The following is a 22,798-nucleotide window of genomic DNA, read 5'->3' on the forward strand; positions in this document are numbered from 1 at the left end:
TATATTCTTACATTAATATGATTTCAAAAAAGGAAATATAAGTACTTTTGTCAGTCTTATTACAAAAACGATACCAAACATGGAGATTCCTTCTAAATATAACGCATTGTCAGTAGAAAGTAAGTGGTACGACTACTGGATGCAGCATAATTACTTTCATTCTACACCAGATGAAAGAGAACCTTATACGATTGTTATTCCTCCACCAAACGTGACAGGAATTTTGCACATGGGACACATGTTAAACAATACCATTCAAGATGTGCTGATTCGTCGTGCGAGATTATTGGGTAAAAATGCGTGTTGGGTACCTGGTACAGATCATGCATCGATTGCTACAGAAGCCAAGGTTGTTGCCAAATTGAAAGCACAAGGCATTGATAAAAATGATTTAACACGAGACGAATTCTTAAAACATGCTTGGGAATGGACTGAAGAATATGGTGGTGTTATTTTAGAACAATTAAAAAAATTAGGTTGTTCTTGTGATTGGGATCGTACTAAGTTTACGATGGATGACGACATGTCTGAAGCTGTAATTAAGGTCTTCGTAGATTTACATAATAAAGGACTTATCTATAGAGGTTTCCGCATGGTGAATTGGGATCCAGAGGCGCAAACCACATTATCCGATGAAGAAGTGATTCATGTTGAAAAACAAGGGCTTCTTTATTATTTAGAATACAAAGTTGAAGGCAGCGATGAGAAATTAACGATTGCGACGACAAGACCAGAAACTATTTTTGGTGATACGGCCATTTGTATCAATCCGAATGACGAACGTTTTTCTCATTTAAAAGGAAAGAAAGCGATTGTGCCAATTTGCGGACGCGTCATTCCTATTATCGAAGATGAATACGTGGATATTGAATTCGGAACAGGATGTCTTAAAGTAACACCTGCTCACGATGAAAATGACAAAGTCTTAGGCGATAAGCATAATTTAGAAGTAGTTGATATTTTTAATGCTGATGCCAGTTTGAATAGCTTCGGAATGCATTACGAAGGTCAAGATCGTTTTGTGGTTAGAAAAGCTGTGACTAAAGAATTAGAAGCCGCTGGCATTTTAGTGAAAACTGAAAGTCATATTAATAAGGTAGGCACTTCTGAAAGAACTAAAGCCGTAATTGAACCAAGATTAAGCGACCAATGGTTTCTCAAAATGGAAGATTTAGCAAAACCTGCTATTGATGCGGTTCTAAAAACAGGAGAGGTAAAGCTCTTTCCGAAGAAATTTGAAAATACCTATCGTCATTGGATGGAGAATATTCGCGATTGGAATATCTCACGTCAGTTACTTTGGGGACAACAGATTCCGGCATACTTCTATGGCGATGGTAAAGAAGATTTTGTAGTTGCAGAATCCATTGAAAAAGCAGTTGAGCTCGCAAGAGTAAAGACTTCCAACTCCGAGCTTCAAGCGTCAAACCTAAAACAAGATACGGACGCACTAGATACTTGGTTCTCATCATGGTTGTGGCCAATGAGCGTGTTCGATGGTATCCGAAATCCCGAAAACGAGGAAATAAAATACTATTACCCAACAAACGATTTAGTGACTGGTCCAGATATTTTATTCTTTTGGGTAGCACGTATGATTGTTGCTGGCTACGAATACAAAGATGAACGACCGTTTGAAAATGTATATTTAACAGGTCTGGTTAGAGATAAGCAACGACGAAAAATGTCGAAGTCTTTAGGTAATTCGCCAGATGCCTTAAAGTTAATCGAAGATTATGGAGCTGATGGAGTTAGAGTAGGTCTTTTATTAAGTTCAGCGGCAGGAAACGATTTAATGTTTGATGAAGACCTTTGCCAGCAAGGCAAACAATTCGCCAATAAAATATGGAATGCCTTTAGATTAGTGCAAGGTTGGGAAGAAGCTAAAACAATTCCTCAACCAGAATCTAGTGAAATAGCGTTGGAGTGGTTCGAATCTAAATTTCAGAAAACCCTTTTAGAAATTGAAGATCATTTTAGCAAATACAGATTAAGTGATGCTTTAATGTCCACTTACAAATTGATTTGGGATGATTTTGCATCGTGGTTGTTAGAAATTATAAAACCAGCTTACCAACAACCTATTGATGCGAAGACTTTAGCAAGTGTCAATGCCATATTTGAAGATATTCTGAAGATATTACATCCATTTATGCCATTCTTAACTGAAGAAATTTGGCATTATATAAAGGAGCGTTCGCCAAAAGAAGCATTAATCATTTCAAAATGGCCAGAAGCAAAATCAATCAATGACACTTTGATTTCAGAGTTTGAATTTGCATCAGAAGTCATCACAGGCATCAGAAACATCAGAAAACAAAAGAACATTGCCTTTAAAGATGCGATTGGCTTCTCAGTAGTTAATAACGAAAAGGTGAATCCTACTTTTGATGCGGTTATTTCAAAATTAGGAAATCTTGAAACTTTCAATTATGTCACAGACACTGTTGAAGGTGCTTTAACGTATCGTGTAAAATCGAATGAGTACTTTATTCCTATGGAAGGCAGCATTGATGTAGAAGCAGAAATTGAAAAGCTTAAGGAAGAATTGAAATATACGGAAGGCTTTTTGAAATCGGTTCAAAAGAAATTATCGAATGAACGATTTGTGGCTGGTGCACCAGAACAGGTAGTTGCTGCTGAAAAGAATAAAGAAGCGGATGCTTTGGCTAAAATTGAAACTATAAAAGCGAGTTTATCTAGTTTGAAGTAGATGTCACATAAAACCCAACGAAAAAGACCAGTTTATCTGGTCTTTTTTTTGTTTTATAAATTTTGTTTATGATTACGATTAAAAACATAAATAAAACAATACTAAAAAACCGTTGCATCTTTGCGCAACTTTAAAAACTTAATTTTATGACTAAAATAACAGTTGCAAAGGGTGACGGTATCGGCCCAGAAATTATGGATGCCACCTTAAGTATTTTATTAGCGGCAGGTGCAAAATTAGATATTGATGAAATTGATGTTGGTGAAAAAGTATATTTAGCAGGAAATACGGCAGGTATATCTAACGACGCTTGGGAGACGATAAGAAAGAATAAAATATTTTTGAAGGCTCCAATTACCACACCTCAAGGTGGTGGTTATAAAAGTTTAAATGTAACGACGCGAAAAACTTTAGGTCTTTTTGCAAATGTAAGACCATGTAAAAGTTTACATCCTTTTATTGCTACAAAGCACCCAAAAATGGATGTTGTTATTGTAAGAGAGAATGAAGAAGATTTATACGCAGGTATTGAGCATCAACAAACTGATGAGGTAGTACAATGTTTAAAGTTAATCAGCCGTCCTGGTTGTGAAAAAATTGTAACCTACGCTTTTGAATACGCTAAAAAATATGGACGTAAAAAAGTAACCTGTTTCACAAAAGATAATATTATGAAGCAAACAGACGGTTTGTTTCACAAGGTGTTTGATGAAATCGCATTAAAGTATCCTGAGATAGAAAACGAGCACTGGATTATTGATATAGGTGCTGCTAAATTAGCAGATACACCAGAAGCCTTTGATGTTATTGTAATGCCAAATTTATATGGTGATGTCCTCTCTGATATTGCTGCTCAAATTACAGGTTCGGTTGGTTTAGCAGGTTCTGCAAATATTGGTCACGATCATGCGATGTTTGAAGCCATTCACGGTTCAGCACCAAGAAGAGCAGGTCAAAACTTAGCAAATCCATCTGGTCTTTTACAAGGAGCTATTTTAATGTTGAAGCATATTGGACAACCTGATGTCGCTGAGAAAGTTCAGAATGCATGGCTTAAGACCATGGAAGATGGTATCCATACTTACGATATTTATAAAGAAGGTGTAAGTACACAAAAAGTAGGGACTAAAGAATTTGCTGAAGCGGTTGTTGCTAATTTAGGCGAAGAGCCACAAACGTTACCTAAGGTAAACTTTAAAAATGCTGGTATTATTGAAATACCAAAACATGTAAGAAAACCAAGAGCCGAAAAAGTGCTTGTAGGTGTTGATGTATTTGTAGATTGGGAAGGAACAGACCCTAATATTATTGGCGAAAAATTAGAGCACATGAATACAGATGTGCTTAACCTTACCATGATTACTAACAGAGGTGTAAAAGTTTGGCCAAAAGGTTATGAAGAGACGTTTTGTACGGATCACTGGAGATGCCGTTTTAGCACTGTAGAAGGAAAACAGCCTTCTAAAAGTGATATTATTGCAGTATTAAATAAAGCTGTAGACAACGGTATTGATACTATTAAAACCGAAAACTTATATACATTTGATGGCGTAAGAGGTTACTCTTTAGGTCAAGGTCAGTAAGTTTAATACAGTAAAAATAAATAGTGGTATTATTTTTAAGTTCAAATAACACTAGAAACTATAAAAGGCTGTTCTCTAACGAGAATGGTCTTCTTTTAGTAGTAGCAGCAATTTTATCAGTTAACTACAAATAAGTTTATCATTTAATGTCTAAAAGCGAAAGTAGTCTTTCTTCTTTTTTACCACTCATTAATTTTATTGCTATCCAACTTCACAAAAATAAATAGCAAAATCGTAAAGCCCCAAAGTCCTGAGCCTCCATAACTAAAAAAGGGGAGTGGAATACCAACCGTTGGAATCAAGCCCATCACCATACCAACATTAATAGTGAAATGTATAAATAGGATAGAAGCCACTCCATAACCATAAACCCTACTAAATTGTGATTTTTGTCCTTCGGCCAAATAAAGAATCCTAATAATAAGAAGAACAAATATCACGACGACAAAGCTGGTGCCTAAAAATCCCCATTCTTCACCAACGGTACTAAAAATATAATCGGTATGTTGTTCTGGTACAAATTTCCCTGTGGTTCTTGTGCCTTGTAAAAACCCTTTTCCTGTAACACCTCCAGAACTGATAGCTTGCTCAGATTGAATGAGATTGTAGGCTTCGGCTTTTTTCATGCGCTCTAATTTCGTAGGGTCTTTTTCAAGACGCAACCAAAGGCTAATTCTATTTTGTTGATGGATTTTTAAACCATGCTCATAAAACAATTTGACACCATAGGAAAATCCAACAGCAACAATAAGTACAACGATATATTGTAGTAGTGGTCCGCGTTTTTTCTTTCGAAGAAAATAAACACTTGTAATAACTAATGTGGTCACTACGGTAGTGATGAGGACTCCAAATTTAAGTCCTAAAACAGCTAGGATGATTAAGGATAGGGCAATAATTAAATAGACTTGTTGTAGTCCTTCGCGATAAAAAACAAAGAAAAAAGCCAAATACACTATGGTACTACCAGCATCATTTTGTAGTAGAATTAGCAAAGCTGGAATAAAAATAATGGCAGCCACTCTAATTTGATCTTTTATGGTTTCCATATTCGTTTCCAAATCACTAACGTATTTAGCTACTGCTAAGGCCGTTGCAAACTTGGCGAATTCACTTGGCTGAATCGTCATGCTGCCAATGCCATACCACGAGCGCGCACCATTAACATCTTTTCCGAAAATAAATAAGCCAACTAATGCCAGCATGCCAATTAAATAGATAATACTGGCAAAACGTTCATAAAATTTAGCTTCAATAGAAAGAATAAGTATGATTAATATAAATGAGAGTCCTACAAAAATAACATGCTTACCATAGAGTTGAGACGTATCAAAATAACTTGTGATCTCTCCAACATGAGACGCTGACAAAATATTAAGATAGCCAAATACTACTAAAAGTAAAAATAGGAGAATGGTAATCCAATCGAATTTAAAGCCTCTATGATTTTCTCTTAACATTAATCTTTGAGATTTTTGACTTTAAATTCTTCTCTAATGGCATAGTTATCTATCACTTGTAGTTTTGCTTCTCCATTAATTTTAAATGGCTCTCCAGAATATGGTTTTTTGTATTCGTCTTCTAAGCTGTGTGTTAAAATCCAGCGTTCTAAATCGGTTCGGGTAATTTCACCTTTAATGTGTTTTTCTATCATTAGGCTCGCCATTCGTCCTGCAAACCGACTTCCCCAATACCCATTCTCTACAAAAACAGCTATGGCAATCTTCGGATTGTCTTTTGGTGCAAAAGCGACAAAAATAGAGTGATCTGTTAATTGCGTTTTTACACTATCAATTTTTATAAAGTTTTCTGCAGTACCCGTTTTTCCGCAAATGTCAATACCTGGAACTTGTAAAGATTGTGCTGTTCCTCCCTTATTGTAAACATCAAACATTCCTTGTACAACAGGTTCAAAATGACGTTTATCTATGGTGGTGTATTTTGGTGTTGTATATTTTTTAGGAATAGGTTCACCTTCAATATTCTTTACAATGTGTGGAGTGTAATAATAGCCACGATTGCCAATAGCTGCAGCCATATTGGCCAACTGAATTGGAGTGGCTTCAACTTCTCCTTGCCCAATAGCGTTAGACACAATATAGGTTGAGCCCCATCGATTGTCTCCATAAGCTTTATCGTAATAATCACCATCTGGTATTCGTCCTGGTTGTCCCACAGATAAGTCATTATTTAAAAAATTACCCAAACCGAAACTTTTGGCATGATCCGCCCAAGTATTCATGCCTTTTCCAGCATCTTCATATTTATCGATGATACGACGGTATACATTTACAAAGTAAGCATTGCAAGATTGCGCAATTCCTAAATTCATATTTGCAGGACTCCTATGATGGTGGCATCCTGTTAATTTTCGGCTACCATAATAATAACCCATTCTGCATGTAAAGGTATCATCTGTATCAACCACACCTTCTTGTAAACCAATAAGTGCATTAATCACTTTAAATGGTGATCCTGGTGGATACTGTGCTTGCAAGCCTCTATCGAAAGTTGGTTTATTTATTTTATCGAGATATAAGCTTGAAAAATTATTATTACGTTCTCTACCGACTAATAAGTTAGGGTTATAACTTGGTCCAGTGACCATAGCTAAAATTTCTCCATTACTAGGATCGATAGCTACAATGCCACCACGTTTGTGTTTCATGAGTAACTCACCATAGGCTTGTAGTTCAGAATCTATAGTAATGGTAACATCTTTACCTGGCTGAGGTAAGGTGTCTAATTTTCCTTCTTTGTAAGGGCCTATATTTTTATTAAAACGATCTTTTTGAATAAATTTGATGCCTTTAACTCCACGTAAGGTTTCTTCGTAGGTTTTTTCAATACCTTGTTTACCAATAAGATCACCTAAGGTGTAGTAAGCATCATTTTCAATAATCTTACGATTCACTTCACCAAGATCACCAAGGACATTGGCACCAATGCTTGTTTGGTAAGACCGAAGCGATCGTTTCTGAATGTAAAAACCTTCAAACTTTCGCATTTTTTCTTGAAGCACTGCATAATCTTTTTTTGAAAGCTGTGGCACAAAGGGAGACGGTAGTCTTGGAGAATAGTTAGTGGCTCGTTTCAGTTTTTTATCGTAATCTTTTCTTGTTATTTTTAAAAGACTACAGAATTCTTCGATATCTAAGGAATCTAAATAGCCAACTTCTCTCGGAATTACCATCACATCATAAGACGGTTGGTTGGCGACTAAAAGTTTGCCGTTTCTATCATAAACATAACCGCGTTTTGGGTATTTAAATTCTTTTCTAATGGCCGTATCTTCAAAGATATTGTACGCAGAGCTGGTGTAAACTTGAAGGTAAAATAGACGCGCAATAAAAACAAGACCAACAAGAATAACAGTAGTTAGTAAAAGTAATTTTCTCATTTTTTGTTTCGGCTAAATAAAATTATAATCAATATACTCAGTAGTATAGTGAAAATACTAGAAAATAACGTCTTTTTTAAGATTAAAAGTATGTTAGAAATGTTAAAAATTTCTAGTGAAAACAATATAAGATGATGGATAACAGTACCAATTGAAATGTAAGCAATTAAACTGCCTATCTCGGTTGTGCTAAACTTTATACTATGGTGTTCATATAGCATACCGAAAGAACTTTTTAGAAGTATAGGCCTAGCATATGCTAAACTCACTGAAGCTGCTGCGTGTACTCCTCCAGAGTCTGAGAACAGATCGACTAACATGCCTAATAAAAAACTAATGAGTAAAAGCACTAAGCGTTCTTCTCGTATTGGAAATAGAAAAATAAATATAATGTAGATGTAAGGATTAATGTAGCCTAGAAAATCAATATGATTACATATAATCACCTGCAATAGAAGCAGTAAAACAAATCTTACGATATTTATACTAGAAATGCTATTCATTAGTGCTGTTTTCTAATGAATTAATTTCGGTACGGTCTAAATTTTCTAAAATATAAACAGTTCCAATATTAGTCATGTCGTTAAATAATTTCACCTGAATAGTGTACGTATTTCCACTAATATCTTCTTCAAAACTATCAATAACACCAATACCAATGCCTTCAGGGAATATGGACGATTGTCCACCAGTTTCAATAGTGTCACCTACTTTTACAGGTGCAAATTGAGAGACATCTTCGAGTTGTACATAAATTGGAGAGGTCCCATTCCACCTTAAGGAACCAATATGGTTGGTGGATTTTAATTTTGCGTTAATTCTACTTTTTATGTTTAAGATCGATTGCACTCGAGAGTAACCGTTAGATGTATTGTCAATAATACCAACAATACCATTAGAAGTCATTACACCAAAATCTTGCTTAATACTATCCGTGTTACCTTTGTTTAGTAGTAGGTAATTATTGGTTGCAGAATAACTGTTCTTATAAACATCTGCAAGCGTTACTTTATATTTTGTAACAAATGTGCTGTCAATAAATGAAGAATTTGCATTTGTTTCAATGTTGAACAGCTGTTCTCGTAAGTTTTTGTTTTCTTCGGATAATAATTCGTTTTCAGCTTTTAAATTGAAATACTGTTCTACAGAATTTACCGAACTATAAACACCACCTGTTAATCCATTGGCTGAATTTATAAATTTACTTCGGTGATACGAATGTGATTGAATGGCTAAAGTTAAGGCAACACTAAAAAGCAATAAAAACAACAGAAAGGTTTTGTTTTTGATAACAAAATTGAGAATTTGTTGCATTATCTAAACTTTATTTAATCAATATGCTTTTGAATTTAGATAAGTTTTTAAGAACAATCCCAGTACCTCTAACTACTGCTCTCAACGGATCTTCTGCAATATAAACAGGTAAATCTGTTTTTTGCGACAAACGTTTGTCGAGTCCTCTTAGCATAGAGCCACCACCTGCTAAATAAATACCAGTGTTGTAAATATCGGCTGCTAATTCTGGAGGTGTTTGCGATAAAGTTTCCATGACGGAATCTTCAATACGTAAAATAGATTTATCTAAAGCTTTAGCGATTTCACGGTATGAAATTTGAACTTGCTTCGGTTTACCTGTTAACAAATCACGTCCCTGAACGCTCATGTCTTCTGGTGGCAATTCTAAATCTTCCGTAGCTGCACCAATCTGAATTTTAATTTTCTCTGCAGTACGATCTCCAACATATAAGTTATGTTGTGTTCTCATGTAGTAGATAATGTCGTTTGTAAACACGTCACCAGCTACTTTTACAGATTTATCACAAACAATACCACCAAGAGCAATCACTGCAATTTCGGTAGTACCACCACCAATATCCACAATCATGTTTCCTTTTGGTTGCATAATATCAATACCAATACCAATAGCAGCAGCCATTGGCTCATGTATTAAATAAACTTCTTTTCCGTTAACACGCTCACAAGATTCTTTTACCGCTCGCATTTCTACTTCGGTTATACCAGAAGGAATACAAACAACCATGCGTAATGCAGGATTGAAAAACTTTTTCTTTAACGCAGGTATGTTTTTAATAAACATACTAATCATCTGCTCAGACGCATCAAAATCTGCAATAACTCCATCTTTTAGAGGACGAATGGTTTTGATGTTTTCGTGCGTTTTTCCTTGCATCATGTTGGCTTCTTTGCCAACTGCTATAATTTTTCCGCTAATGCGGTCTCGTGCTACTATCGATGGATTATCAACAACGACTTTGTCATTGTGTATGATCAGTGTATTTGCAGTTCCTAAATCTATGGCTATTTCTTCTGTAAGGAAATCAAAAAATCCCATGTGCTATTATTAATTATTTGGGTTATTCGTGTCTAGTTTAATAGACGATATGTAAAAGTAATTAATTATACGATATTTATGTGATAATAGACGTTTATTACATGATTATTTCTGTTTTTTAAGTGATTTTAAAGAAAAGCAAGAATTCAACTTTTAAATTTTAGACAGGTTTCAATCACTATCGGAATTATGAATCACTACGATACTGTTCAAAACCTGCGTATTTGAAAAGGTCTAAAATCTATATATTATATTTTTAGCCACCCATTTCCAACCTTATATAAATGACTTTAACGTTCAATTGTCAGGTCTGATTTTTAATTTTAAAAGCGAAGCGGTCTAAACTCTTTTTTCTAGTGTTTAAAATGACGAGTTCCTGTAAAAACCATCGCCACATTATTGGCGTTACAATAATTAATACTCAATTCATCTTTTATTGAACCACCAGGTTGAATTACCGCAGTAATACCAGCGTTATTTGCGATTTCTACACAATCTGGAAACGGAAAAAAGGCATCACTTGCCATCACAGCTCCGTTTAAATCGAATTTAAAAGATTGTGCTTTATGAATGGCTTGGTTTAAGGCATCAACACGACTTGTTTGCCCAGTTCCACTAGCACACAATTGCTTGTTTTTAGCTAATACAATGGTATTAGATTTGGTGTGTTTGCAAATTTTTGAAGCAAAGATTAAATCGTCCAATTCTTGTTTGCTAGCAGTTGTTTTTGTGACAGCCTTTAAACCTTCAAGTGTGTCTGTAATGTTGTTTCTGTCTTGGACTAAAACACCGTTTAAACAGGTTCTAACATTGGTTTGCGGCATGTCGATATCTTTCAAAATTAAAAGGATTCTGTTCTTTTTACCTTTCAAAATTTCTAAAGCTTCGACAGAAAATGAAGGTGCGATAACCACTTCGCAAAATAATTTATGAATTTCTTCAGCCGTAGCTACATCAATTTCAGAATTACTGATTAAAACACCACCAAAAGCAGAAACCGGATCACCAGCCAAGGCATCTACATAAGCTTGGTGTAACGTGTCGCGTTGTGCCAAACCACATGCGTTGTTGTGTTTTAGAACAGCAAATGTTGGTGCATCGTTTTTAAACTCTAACATTAAATTTACAGCAGCATCAACATCTAAGAGGTTATTGTAGCTTAATTCTTTACCATGCAGTTTTGTAAAGATGTCATCAAAATCACCAAAGAAAAATCCTTTTTGGTGTGGATTTTCTCCATAACGCAATACTTTTCCGTTAGTTTCTGAAATTTTTAAAGATGAAATCTCTTGGTTTTTGTTGAAGTAATTAAAAATTGCGGAATCATAATGCGAAGACACATTAAATGCTTTGGCAGCAAAGTGTCTTCTATCATCTTCAGACGTTTCTCCATTTTTTGCTTCTAACAAATCCAAAAAATCAGCATAATCATCAACGGATGAGACACAAGTAACGTCCGCATAATTTTTAGCAGCAGCTCTAATTAAAGAAATACCTCCAATATCAATTTTTTCGATAATATCTTGGTTGCTTGCACCAGAAGCAACGGTTTTTTCAAAAGGATATAAATCAACAATGACCACATCAATTTGAGGAATATCAAATTCCTTTAATTCTGCAACATCACCTTCATGATTCTGACGATTTAAAATCCCTCCAAAAACTTTAGGATGTAAGGTTTTAACGCGTCCGCCCAGTATTGATGGATAGGAGGTGACATCTTCTACTGGTACAACCTCAATTCCTAAATCTTTGATGAATTTTTCGGTGCCGCCTGTAGAATAGATGGTTACGTTGAGGTCATTTAGTTTTTTTACAATTGGTGCTAATCCATCTTTACTGAATACTGATATTAGTGCCGAGGATATGGTTTTGTTGCTCATAATGTTGTGTTGTGTTTTTCGATGGCGCAAAAATACGGATATTCAAAAAGAAAGGGTTGCGCTAAAACCAGTTTCTTTAAGTTTTTTGTAACAATAAATTGTTGAAAACGTCCTATCTTTAAAATCTTATAAAAGAATTTATTAATGCTGGTCTATTTACGTTTGTTAAAGGAGAGTTTTTCGTTCGCACTAAATGCGCTTCGTAATAATAAACTCAGAACCTTCTTGTCACTTTTGGGAGTGACGGTAGGTATTTTTTCGATTATTGCTGTGTTGGCTGCTGTAGATTCTCTCGATAAGACCATCACCTCTCAACTGAGTTCCTTAGACAGTAATACCATGTATTTGGCGAGCTTTTCTTTTGGGCCAACCGACGTGCCACGATGGAAACGCGAAACTTTTGACGAAATTTCATATAATGAATTTAAAACCTTGCAATCGTCTATTGCGGATGCTGAACACATAGGCTTGCAGAAATTTGTAAAGCGAGAAAATATCAGATATGAGTCTGAACAGGTAAATAGTATTAACACGGTCGTTGTGTCTCATGAGTTTAGTGATATTCAAGTCTTACAATTTGAAAAAGGGCGATTTTATAACGAATCGGAATCTAATTCTGGTAAAGCTGTTGTGGTTATTGGTTCCGAAATTGCGAAGGCACTTTTTGGCACGTTTGAACCTATTGGAAAAAAAGTGCGCTTGTATGGTCAGAAATTTACCGTGATTGGAGTGGTAAAAAAGGAAGGCTCTGGTTTATTTGGCGACAGTAATGATGAATCTATATTTTTACCTGCAAATTATGTTAGAAATCGTTTTGGAGATAACAATCCCAACATTAGAAATATCGTGATTATTAAACCAAAAGCAGATGCTGATATAGATGGTTTAAAAGCAGAAATCACGCAAGTATTAAGAAATAAACGTGGTATAAAGCCTGATGAAATTGATTCGTTTTTTATTACCATTATCGCAGGTTTACAAAACTTAATAGATGGTATTATTAGCAGCTTAAATGTTATTGGTTGGGTCATTAGTGGATTTTCACTTTTGGTTGGTGGTTTTGGTATTGCCAATATTATGTTTGTGAGTGTAAAAGAACGCACGAATCTCATCGGTATTCAGAAATCATTAGGTGCTAAAAATAAATTTATATTATTTCAATTTTTGTTTGAAGCTGTTATTTTAGCCGTGGTAGGTGGTTTAGTTGGCTTGTTTTTGGTTTGGATAGGTACCATCATAGGAAGTCGTCTCGCTGAAGATTTTGAATTTGTATTGTCGCCTCAAAACATGGGTCTTGGCTTCTTTATTTCATCAATTATAGGATTGATTTCAGGAGTGGTTCCTGCATTGAGGGCTTCCCGATTAGATCCTGTGGAAGCGATTAGGACTGGAATGTAGATTTCTGGTTTAAAAAAACCAGAAATAAATTCCAAATAATAACTATCAAATTCCAACTCAGAATCAACGATAGCTAGTCGCCAAAATTGAATCTTTGTGAGCCTTTGTGCCTTCTTTGTGGAACTTTGTGTCATAGCCGATGTACTATTTTCTAAATCCAACCCTTCCTATTGGGATTTACGTTAAAAACGTCGCAACTTCCTTACATACAAACTCCAAAAATCGTTCATCAGCTTCCGTAAAAGGATCGGGAGTGTTAGAATCGATATCTATTTGTCCAATATTTTCATTATTGACAAAGATAGGAATCACAATTTCAGCCTTCACAGAAATACTACAAGCAATATAATTATCTTGAGCTGCCACATCTGGTACTACAAAATTTTGATTGCTAATGGCTACTTGACCGCAAATGCCTTTTCCGAATGGAATAATCGTATGGTCTGTAGGTTCGCCAACGTAAGGTCCTAGTTTTAATTCGTCTTTGTCACCGTTTTTAAAATAAAAACCAACCCAATTGTAATAACTTATATTTGCTTCTAAGAGTTTGCAAATGTCTAAAAGCCGCTCGTCAATACTCAGGTTCTGCATTGCAACGATTGCTTTTATTTGAGGTTTTAACTGTTGTAAACTCATTACTGTATTTTTTTTGGTAAAAGTATCTAAAATGCACTGTTTTAAAATGCAGTTTTTATAAATTTAACATCGAATTATTATAGTTTCTATTTGAAGGCACTTTTAAAAAAATATAAATCAGTTATACGTTTTATCGTTACATTTTTAGCGGTATATGGTGTTTTAACCATTGGCTATAATGTGTATTTAAATGCGTCTGATGGTTCTAAATTTTATCCAGATTACCTCACACATTTGGTAGCCGACCAAACAAATGCCTTATTGAATGGTTTAGATTATAAGTCGGATGTTGTACCACACCCTAACGAGCCTTCAATGAAAATTGTAATTAACGGAAAATATGTAGCACGTGTTATTGAAGGTTGTAATGCTATAAGTGTCATTATTTTGTTTTTGTCATTTCTAGTGGCCTTTGCCGGAAAGTTTAAAACAACACTATTTTATGGTTTAGCAGGCAGCATTATCATTTATGCGTTTAATTTAATAAGAATTGTCGTCCTATCCATTGGATTGTATCATTACCCATGGAGACGCGAAATCTTGCACACCGTTATTTTCCCGATGTTGATTTATGGTACTGTATTTTTACTTTGGATGGTTTGGGTCAATCGGTTTTCTAAACAAATACAGACGAATGAATAAGGTGGTGACTTACTTTTTAGTCGGACTCCTCATCTTATTATTAATTTTAATAAGGGCTTTTGAAGGTGATCTGTTTTACGATCCGTATTTAACATTTTTTAAAAACGACTACCTGTATATAGACAGTCCCAGACGAGAAGTTGCCAAACTTGTGTTGTTTACCACACTGCGTTTTGCTCTAAATACAATATTTTCTTTAGGTATTTTATATCTTATATTTAAAGACAGAAGCATTATTAAGTTTTCAGTACTTATCTATGCTATAGCTTATGTGTTACTGCTCATTCCGTTTTTGTATTTTGTAATCAATCCAAATCAAGAAGATTATTATTTGTTCTTCAATATCAGACGCTTTTTAATTCAGCCTATTGGTTTAATTCTCCTATTCCCAGCGTTTTATTACTATAAGTTGAATCGTTAATAGTTTAATAATTTTATCATCACAATTTAATAATTTTGTAACTTCGCGCTGTGAAATTATCATATACACATAAAACCATTTCTTTTACACTATCGTTATTGGTACTGTTTTCTACATTATCTTTAACTATAGAGAAACATTTTTGTGGAGATGTTTTAATCGACGTAGCTATTTTTTCTGAAAGTGAAAAATGTGGAGCTATGGAATTGAACAAAACAGGATCATCAGATAATTTAACCAAAACATGTTGTAAAGACGAAATTGATGTGGTTGAAGGCATTTCGGACTTAACCATCAACTCTTTTGATGATCTTGAAATCCTACAAAAGCAAGTTTTAAGGGCTTACGGCTTTTCTTATGTTAGTCTTTTTGAAGATTTACCAAACAAAGTTATTCCACATCGAGGTTATTTACCTCCCACACTTATTAAAGACATCCACCTTTTGGATGAAACATTCCTAATTTAATTGATTCGAAATACCAGATTTTAAGCGTCAAACGTAATGATGCTCATTATTAATATTTCAAATTTAAATTAAAATGAAACATACTTATAACGTTTCAGGTATGACCTGCAACGGCTGTAAAACTTCGGTTGAAGAAGCACTTTCAAGCATAGAACGTGTAAACGAGGTCTCTGTAAATCTCGGAGCCCAAACAGCAACAATAACAATGTCATCGCACATTGAAATTCACGATTTTCAGAATAGATTATCTGATAAATTTCAAATTTCAGAATTAAAAGAAACACCTAATTTTGATACAGTTTCACTTGGTAATCAAACTCAAAAGAGTGATTTAAAACAACTATTTCCATTGTTTTTAATATTTGCCTATATCTTAATGGCATCACTATTATTAAATAGTAAGCCTTGGAATACTTCTGGCTTTATGCTCGATTTTATGGGACTTTTCTACGTGGTTTTCAGCTTTTTTAAATTGTTAGACCTTAAAGGTTTTCCAGAAAGTTTTAAAATGTATGATCCTTTGGCAAAAGCACTGCCAGTTTATGGTTGGGTATATCCATTTATAGAAGTGACGCTGGGTTTTATGTTTTTAATGCGCTTTCAAATCAATGTGGCTTTAATAGTGGCGCTTATCATTCTTGGCATTACTACGGTCGGTGTCACAAAAGCATTATTTAGCAAAACCACTATTCAATGTGCTTGTTTGGGTACCGCTTTAAAATTGCCAATGACAAAAGCCACGTTTATCGAAAATTCCATTATGATTGTAATGGCAGTGTTCATGTTAGTCAAAAACCTATCATTATGAGAGTCTTGTATATCCTACTATTCATGTGTCCAGCCTTGCTTTGGTCTCAAGAACAATTAAAAGGTATTGTTTCAGAAGCAAGTACAGGAAAAGAAAGGCCATTGCCTGGTGCTAATGTCTATTGGTTAGACTCATCGGTTGGTGCCATTACTAATGATGATGGTACGTTTGCCTTGCCCTATAAGTTTTCGTATAATAAATTAGTGATTAGTTATGTAGGTTTTAAAACCGATACCATAACGATTAACGAGAATAAATATATAAAGCACGTGTTGCAAGCCAGTGCTGATTTAGACGTCGTAGAAATTACATCGCGTAAACAAACCACAAGAAAATCTTATGTAACAGCCACAAACACTTTTACGGTAACAAGTGATGAACTTCTAAAAGCGGCTTGCTGTAACCTTTCTGAAAGTTTTGAAACCAATCCCTCAATTGATGTTAATTTTGCTGACGCTGTTTCGGGTACACGACAAATAAAAATGTTGGGTTTAAACTCGCCTTATATTTTAATTGCTACCGAAAATGTTCCAACCATTAGAGGTGCAGCTCAGGCTTACGGACTGAGTTTTATTCCTGGTACTTGGGTAGAGAGTATTCAGATTACCAAAGGTACAGGAAGTGTGGTTAATGGTTTTGAAAGTATTGCTGGCCAAATTAATGCGGAACTCGTGAAACCTACTACGGACGATTCATTTTTTGTGAATCTATATGGTGGATCTAACGAGCGTTTAGAATTAAACACACATTTCAACACAAAAGTATCTGAAAAGTGGAGTACAGGTTTGTATGTACATGGTAGCACCTTACAGGCGGAACACGATGTTAATGATGATGGCTTCTTAGATATGCCAAAGTACAATCAAATTAATGTAATGAACCGTTGGCAATATACCAATCTTGAAAAAGGCGTTGTCAGCTTTCTTAATGTAAAATATCTTAATGACGAAAAGCAGGCAGGACAAGTCAATTTTAATCCTGCTAATTTTAATCCCAGAAATCCAGGGCCACTGAGTGAAATCGGTGCATGGGGAAGCGAAATTAATACAGAACGTTTTGAGGCTTCTACAAAATTAGGTTATGTAAATCCGGCAATTCCATATCAAAGTCTTGGGTTTCAAACCGCCTTTAGTTACCATAATCAAGAGTCTTATTTTGGGTTGAATTTATATGATATTAAGCATAATAGTTTTTATTCTAACTTAGTTTATAATACGATTATTTCAGATTCGCGTCATAAAGTAAAAACAGGATTAAGTTTCACATACGATCATTATGACGAACTAGTGAATTCAGCAACGTTTGAGCGCACGGAGAATTCAGTAGGAGGCTTTTTTGAATATGCTTACGATAATTTAGATAAACTCACCATGACGGCAGGTTTGCGTGTAGATCAACACAATAGACTAGGCTTTTTTGTAACGCCACGTTTGCATTTGCGTTACACACCTTGGGAAAAGTCGGCGTTTAGAGCATCCATAGGTCGTGGTAAGCGAGCGGCTAATATTTTTGCTGAAAATCAGAATATGTTTGCCAGTTCGCGTCAAATTAATATTACAGATGCTGGAGGTAAAATATACGGTTTAGATCCAGAAATTGCTTGGAATTATGGAGTAAGCTATTTACAAGGTTTTAATTTATTTGATAGAAAAGGAGACATTACTTTTGATTTTTATAGAACCGATTTTCACAATCAAGTGGTGGTCGATTGGGAAAACCCGTTTGAGGTTAATTTTTATAATTTGGAAGGGGAGAGTTTTGCCAATAGTTTTCAGTTTGAATTGAATTATAACCTATTCGAAGGTTTGGAGTTACGTGCAGCCTATAAATATTACGACATTCAAACCGACTACAATTCTGGTCGATTAGAAAAGCCATTAATACCAAAGCATCGTGTATTTGCCAATGCTGGTTACGAAACGCAATTAAAGGATAATGGAAGTCGATGGAAGTTTGATGCTACCTTTAATTGGCTCAGTGCACAACGTTTTCCAAGTACAGATTTAAGTTTGCCAGAGTTTCAATTGGTTAATGAAACACCGACCGTAGCAACATTAAATTTACAAGTCACTAAAGTGTTTTCTTCAAAATTTGAAGTATATTTAGGTGGTGAAAATGTAACCAATGTACGTCAGCCAAATCCAATAATTAGTGCAGACAATCCATTTGGCTCAAATTTTGATAGTAACTTTGTATATGGCCCAATTTTTGGAAGTATGTATTATGCAGGATTGCGTTATAAGATAAAGTAAAAGAAGCCCATCCAACTTTCCTAGAGGGAAGGCTAAAAAAAGTAAATCATAGTGCCACACTGAGCGAAGTCAAAGTGTATTAATTTAAAAACAAAACAACATGAAACAAATAATTTTAATTTTCACATTATTAATAGGAACAGCAACATTCGCACAAAACAAAAACGCCAAAGCCAGTATGGAAGTCGATGGTGTTTGTGGCATGTGCAAAGAACGTATTGAAAAGGCAGCCATAAGAACCAAAGGCGTAAAATCTGCGGTATGGAATGTAGATACACACGAGCTGAAACTCATCTTTGATGAACGTAAAACCGATTTAAAAACAATCTCAGCTAAAATAGCATCTGTTGGTCACGATACAAAAGAAATTAAAGCTACAGAAGCACAATATCAATCTGTACATCCATGTTGCAAGTATCGCGATGAGGAGGTGGTTAAAGATCATGAAGGTGAAAAAGGCGGAGGAAAATAAAATAAAGAAATTATAAACTATAAGAAGCCCGAATTTAGATTTGGGCTTTTTTTATTTCCAAAAATATTATTTTTAAAAAATCTTTTAGTTGACTTGATGTGTTTACGTAAAATAACAATCAATTTTATCTTTTTATTTGTAATGATTGATTTTCAGCAACTAGGATAAGAATCGAGGAAGATGTTGAAATACAAACAAACCTTAGAAGCTAGTAAAAATGACAAAAAAAATAAAACGCTATTTTATAGTTGTATTAACAGTTATTGTAATAGTAGCATGTAACTCAAATAATGACAACACCAACACGAATCCAATAACTGAGTTTGAATTTTATGATAGCATGGTGTTTGATGGATTGGAAAGAACTTATTTTGTGCATTTACCAAGCAATTATAATGCTGCGATGTCCTATCCTTTAGTTTTTGCAATGCATGGAGGAGGCTTATTAGGCTACGAAGGTGTTGAAGCGCAATCTCAATTATCCGAACTTTCCGATACCGAAGACTTTATCGTTGTCTATCCTGAGGGTATAAAAACCCTTGGCTTTAGAACATGGAACGCAGGAGATTGTTGCCCAACAGCTACCACCTTAGGCACAGATGATATCGGCTTTATTAACGCGCTTCTACAAAAACTAGAGCAACAACTCTCTATAAATAGTAAACGCATTTATGCTACAGGTTTTTCAAATGGAGGACAACTAGCTTATAAACTAGCCAATCGTTTTCCAAATAAATTTGCTGCCGTTTCTGCTGTTGCTGGAGTTCTTCAAGATTTTCCTTATAACCCATCACGAAAAGTGCCTATTATACATTTTCATTCGTATCAAGATCAAACTGCACCTTACAATGGTGGCTTGTCTGATGCACCAAATATTAATTTTGAGTTTCCATCTGTAGAATCAACATTGCTATTAATTGCCAATAATTATAATTGTAATGTAATAAGAGAAACTGTCTTTAGCAATGCCAACACCTATGATTTTTTTAGATATTCAGATTGTAGCGATAATACAGAAATTCAACTCTATGTAAGTCAAGATGGTAGTCATACTTGGCCAGGAGGACAAGCTTTGCCTAATATGGACATAACAAATCACTTTAATGCAAGTGTTTTAATGTGGCAATTTTTTGAAAACTATGAGTTGCCTTAGACTAATGACAAGACGTTAATTAAACCTAAGAATCATAATTCCAAAGCCTTATCAATGTCTTTAATTAAAGAATTACAACTTTCAATGGCTTGTAATGTAATGCGTTGTTTCTCCCTAAACGTTGTTAGTAGTGCTCGGATTATATTTTTCAGTCTTATTTCGTTCTTAAATGGTGTTTTGTCTTCAAAAAGTTGATCGTAATCAGCCTCAATAATCATATAATTGCCTAAATAATCTTTTATTAAACTACGGTGTCTAGCGTACACGTCGTCAAGTTTTTCATAATTAGTGTAATGACCTTGAATATTTGTTTTGAGTTTAAAATCTTCAATAAGTTTAAGATCACCTGAGTTTATTAACGTTTTGAATGTTGTATTCTTGGGACTAAAGGTGGTATACTGCACCAGTTCAAAAGTGTCGTTCATGAGAGGCATACCATGTTTTTGACCTGTGTTTAAAGTTGGTATGAGTGCATTGCAAATTTTCAACTTTTTTTCGATGTCTTTTTTATTTATTTCGAGTTGAATTTTATCGTTTTCAACATCACTTTTTAAGTTGATAAGATATTCTTCCTTAAGACTATTGTCTCGTGCATTATCAGCACATTTATTCATGCTAAAGGCAATGGTTATACCAATAATAACAATGATTATTTCTTGTAACGTATATTTTAGAGTTGTAGTTTTCTTTGCCATGGAGTAGGTTGATTAGTTGTCTAAATTTAAGAAATATAATTCGATTTTTAATTTTAGTTGCTGTAAAAAACGACAAAGGTTCTGACTTTGACTGCGCTCCATCTACAGCATACCTTTTTGAGATCCTTAAAAACCAAAAGCCTTTGATTTTCATCAAAGGCTTTTAAAAATTTCATTAACTAAAGTTAATAATTTATTTATGGCAATTTGCCACTCAGTAATTGAACGTCGTCAAAATTACATCATGCCTGGCATTCCGCCTCCACCCATTGGTGGCATCGCAGGTGCCTCTTCTTTAATATCGACTAAAGCACACTCTGTTGTTAAGATCATACCAGCTACAGAAGCGGCATTTTCTAAGGCAATACGCGTTACTTTCTTAGGATCGATAATACCAGCTTTAAGCATATCTACGTAAGTTTCTGACTTAGCATCGTAACCAAAGTCTTTTTTACCTTCTAACACTTTATTAATCACTACAGAACCTTCACCACCAGCATTTTCTACGATAGTACGCAGAGGAGACTCAATCGCTTTATTAACGATTTGTACACCTGTAGTTTCATCTAAATTCTCAGTAGTAATTTTCTCTAAAACTTTTTTAGCTCTTACTAAAGCCACTCCACCACCAGCAACAATGCCTTCTTCTACAGCAGCACGTGTGGCATGTAAAGCATCATCAACTCTGTCTTTCTTCTCTTTCATTTCAACTTCAGAAGCAGCACCAACATAAAGAACTGCAACTCCGCCAGCTAACTTCGCTAAACGCTCTTGAAGCTTTTCTTTGTCATAATCAGATGTAGTTGTCTCTATTTGTGCTTTAATTTGGTTCACTCTAGCTTTAATGTCAGCAGCTTTTCCTTCACCATTCACTATAGTTGTGTTGTCTTTGTCAATCGTTACAGTTTCAGCAGTACCTAACATGGTTAAGTCAGCATTCTCAAGAGAGAAACCGCGTTCTTCAGAAATAACAACACCACCAGTTAAGATCGCGATATCTTCTAACATAGCTTTACGTCTGTCTCCAAAACCTGGTGCTTTTACAGCAGCGATTTTCAACCCACCACGTAATTTGTTAACTACTAAAGTGGCTAAAGCTTGTCCTTCAACATCTTCTGCAATGATTAATAACGGACGACCAGATTGTGCCACTGGCTCTAATATTGGAAGAATTTCCTGTAAGTTAGAAATCTTCTTATCGAATAATAAAATGTATGGATTCTCTAAATCAGCAATCATTTTATCAGCGTCAGTTACGAAGTAAGGTGATAAATAGCCTCTGTCAAACTGCATACCTTCAACCACGTCCACATAAGTTTCCATGCCTTTAGCTTCTTCAACAGTAATCACTCCTTCTTTACCAACTTTCCCGAAAGCTTTTGCGATTAATTCACCAATAGTATCGTCATTATTAGCAGAAATTGCAGCTACTTGTTTTATTTTGTCAGAGTTGTTACCAACTTTCTGCGCTTGCTTGTCTAAATCTTTTACGATGGCTTCAACAGCTTTGTCTATACCACGTTTTAAATCCATAGGATTTGCGCCAGCAGCAACATTTTTAAGACCTTCCTTTACTATAGCTTGTGCTAAAACGGTCGCAGTTGTTGTACCATCACCAGCTAAATCGTTAGTTTTAGAAGCGACTTCTTTTACCATTTGCGCTCCCATGTTTTCTAACTCGTCTGCTAGCTCAATTTCTTTTGCAACAGAAACACCATCTTTTGTCACTTGTGGTGCACCAAATGATTTTCCTATAATTACATTACGACCTTTTGGTCCTAAAGTTACTTTTACTGCGTTTGCTAAAGCATCAACACCACGTTTTAATCCGTCGCGTGCTTCAATATCAAATTTTATATGTTTTGCCATTTTTATTGTTTTAGCTTTTAGCTGCTAGCACTTGGCTTTTAGCTAAAAGGTTT

Annotated in this window: 19 protein-coding genes; 10 read left to right on the plus strand and 9 right to left on the minus strand. The window is 34.9% G+C overall.

What is annotated here, in order from left to right:
• Positions 1-79: 79 nt before the first annotated feature.
• Both AB8B52_RS03340 and AB8B52_RS03345 read left to right on the plus strand, forming a co-directional pair.
• Positions 80-2,713, plus strand: coding sequence for a valine--tRNA ligase (locus AB8B52_RS03340; protein WP_406025235.1), 2,634 nt, complete (start codon positions 80-82; stop codon positions 2,711-2,713).
• A 146-nt stretch (positions 2,714-2,859) separates the two neighbouring features.
• A complete protein-coding gene (locus tag AB8B52_RS03345; RefSeq protein ID WP_406025237.1) occupies positions 2,860-4,296 on the plus strand; it encodes an NADP-dependent isocitrate dehydrogenase in 1,437 nt (478 codons plus the stop codon).
• Positions 4,297-4,475: 179 nt separating this feature from the next.
• Here AB8B52_RS03345 and rodA read toward each other — a convergent pair whose 3' ends face one another.
• The 6 genes from rodA to purH form a co-directional block, all read right to left on the minus strand.
• On the minus strand, positions 4,476-5,756 hold the full coding sequence (gene rodA / locus AB8B52_RS03350) for a rod shape-determining protein RodA (RefSeq protein WP_406025239.1): 1,281 nt from the start codon (positions 5,754-5,756) through the stop codon (positions 4,476-4,478).
• A complete protein-coding gene (locus AB8B52_RS03355) occupies positions 5,756-7,696 on the minus strand; it encodes a peptidoglycan D,D-transpeptidase FtsI family protein (protein WP_406025241.1) in 1,941 nt (646 codons plus the stop codon). The genes rodA and AB8B52_RS03355 overlap by 1 nt, the downstream gene beginning before the upstream one ends.
• Positions 7,693-8,199 (minus strand): rod shape-determining protein MreD, encoded by a 507-nt coding sequence (gene mreD / locus AB8B52_RS03360; RefSeq protein ID WP_406025243.1) that lies wholly within the window; start codon positions 8,197-8,199, stop codon positions 7,693-7,695. The genes AB8B52_RS03355 and mreD overlap by 4 nt, the downstream gene beginning before the upstream one ends.
• Complete coding sequence (gene mreC / locus AB8B52_RS03365) at positions 8,192-9,010, minus strand: rod shape-determining protein MreC (RefSeq protein WP_406025245.1); 819 nt, start codon at positions 9,008-9,010, stop codon at positions 8,192-8,194. Before mreC ends, mreD begins: the two co-directional genes overlap by 8 nt.
• 10 nt (positions 9,011-9,020) lie before the next feature.
• Positions 9,021-10,049: a rod shape-determining protein gene (locus AB8B52_RS03370; protein WP_406025247.1), complete on the minus strand. Its 1,029-nt coding sequence runs from the start codon at positions 10,047-10,049 to the stop codon at positions 9,021-9,023.
• 353 nt (positions 10,050-10,402) lie between these two features.
• A complete protein-coding gene (purH, locus tag AB8B52_RS03375; RefSeq protein ID WP_406025249.1) occupies positions 10,403-11,932 on the minus strand; it encodes a bifunctional phosphoribosylaminoimidazolecarboxamide formyltransferase/IMP cyclohydrolase in 1,530 nt (509 codons plus the stop codon).
• Positions 11,933-12,076: 144 nt separating this feature from the next.
• Here purH and AB8B52_RS03380 point away from each other — a divergent pair, with 144 nt between their 5' ends.
• Positions 12,077-13,330 (plus strand): ABC transporter permease, encoded by a 1,254-nt coding sequence (locus tag AB8B52_RS03380; protein ID WP_406025251.1) that lies wholly within the window; start codon positions 12,077-12,079, stop codon positions 13,328-13,330.
• A gap of 177 nt (positions 13,331-13,507) precedes the next feature.
• On the opposite strand, the gene AB8B52_RS03385 is transcribed toward AB8B52_RS03380, so the two are convergent.
• Positions 13,508-13,966, minus strand: a complete 459-nt coding sequence (locus AB8B52_RS03385; protein ID WP_406025253.1) for a GAF domain-containing protein — start codon at positions 13,964-13,966, stop codon at positions 13,508-13,510.
• A gap of 90 nt (positions 13,967-14,056) precedes the next feature.
• Here AB8B52_RS03385 and xrtF point away from each other — a divergent pair, with 90 nt between their 5' ends.
• The 7 genes from xrtF (at position 14,057) to AB8B52_RS03420 (ending at position 20,181) form a co-directional block, all read left to right on the plus strand.
• Positions 14,057-14,608: an exosortase family protein XrtF gene (xrtF, locus tag AB8B52_RS03390; protein ID WP_406025255.1), complete on the plus strand. Its 552-nt coding sequence runs from the start codon at positions 14,057-14,059 to the stop codon at positions 14,606-14,608.
• Positions 14,601-15,029, plus strand: a complete 429-nt coding sequence (locus tag AB8B52_RS03395) for an exosortase F system-associated membrane protein (RefSeq protein WP_406025257.1) — start codon at positions 14,601-14,603, stop codon at positions 15,027-15,029. Before xrtF ends, AB8B52_RS03395 begins: the two co-directional genes overlap by 8 nt.
• A 50-nt stretch (positions 15,030-15,079) precedes the next feature.
• Positions 15,080-15,496, plus strand: coding sequence for an HYC_CC_PP family protein (locus tag AB8B52_RS03400; protein WP_406025259.1), 417 nt, complete (start codon positions 15,080-15,082; stop codon positions 15,494-15,496).
• Positions 15,497-15,569: 73 nt separating this feature from the next.
• Positions 15,570-16,304, plus strand: a complete 735-nt coding sequence (locus tag AB8B52_RS03405; RefSeq protein WP_406025261.1) for a heavy-metal-associated domain-containing protein — start codon at positions 15,570-15,572, stop codon at positions 16,302-16,304.
• On the plus strand, positions 16,301-18,556 hold the full coding sequence (locus tag AB8B52_RS03410; RefSeq protein WP_406025262.1) for a TonB-dependent receptor: 2,256 nt from the start codon (positions 16,301-16,303) through the stop codon (positions 18,554-18,556). The genes AB8B52_RS03405 and AB8B52_RS03410 overlap by 4 nt, the downstream gene beginning before the upstream one ends.
• 100 nt (positions 18,557-18,656) lie before the next feature.
• Positions 18,657-19,028 (plus strand): heavy-metal-associated domain-containing protein, encoded by a 372-nt coding sequence (locus tag AB8B52_RS03415; RefSeq protein ID WP_406025264.1) that lies wholly within the window; start codon positions 18,657-18,659, stop codon positions 19,026-19,028.
• 217 nt (positions 19,029-19,245) lie between these two features.
• Complete coding sequence (locus AB8B52_RS03420; RefSeq protein WP_406025266.1) at positions 19,246-20,181, plus strand: alpha/beta hydrolase family esterase; 936 nt, start codon at positions 19,246-19,248, stop codon at positions 20,179-20,181.
• A gap of 32 nt (positions 20,182-20,213) precedes the next feature.
• On the opposite strand, the gene AB8B52_RS03425 is transcribed toward AB8B52_RS03420, so the two are convergent.
• Positions 20,214-20,876 carry a DUF6090 family protein gene (locus AB8B52_RS03425; RefSeq protein ID WP_406025268.1) on the minus strand — a complete coding sequence of 221 codons (663 nt, stop codon included), beginning with the start codon at positions 20,874-20,876 and terminating at the stop codon, positions 20,214-20,216.
• Positions 20,877-21,113: 237 nt separating this feature from the next.
• Positions 21,114-22,745, minus strand: a complete 1,632-nt coding sequence (gene groL / locus AB8B52_RS03430) for a chaperonin GroEL (protein ID WP_406025270.1) — start codon at positions 22,743-22,745, stop codon at positions 21,114-21,116.
• Positions 22,746-22,798: the final 53 nt, after the last annotated feature.

The organism is Winogradskyella sp., from assembly GCF_045105575.1.
In the GTDB taxonomy this organism is placed as follows: Bacteria; Bacteroidota; Bacteroidia; order Flavobacteriales; family Flavobacteriaceae; genus Winogradskyella.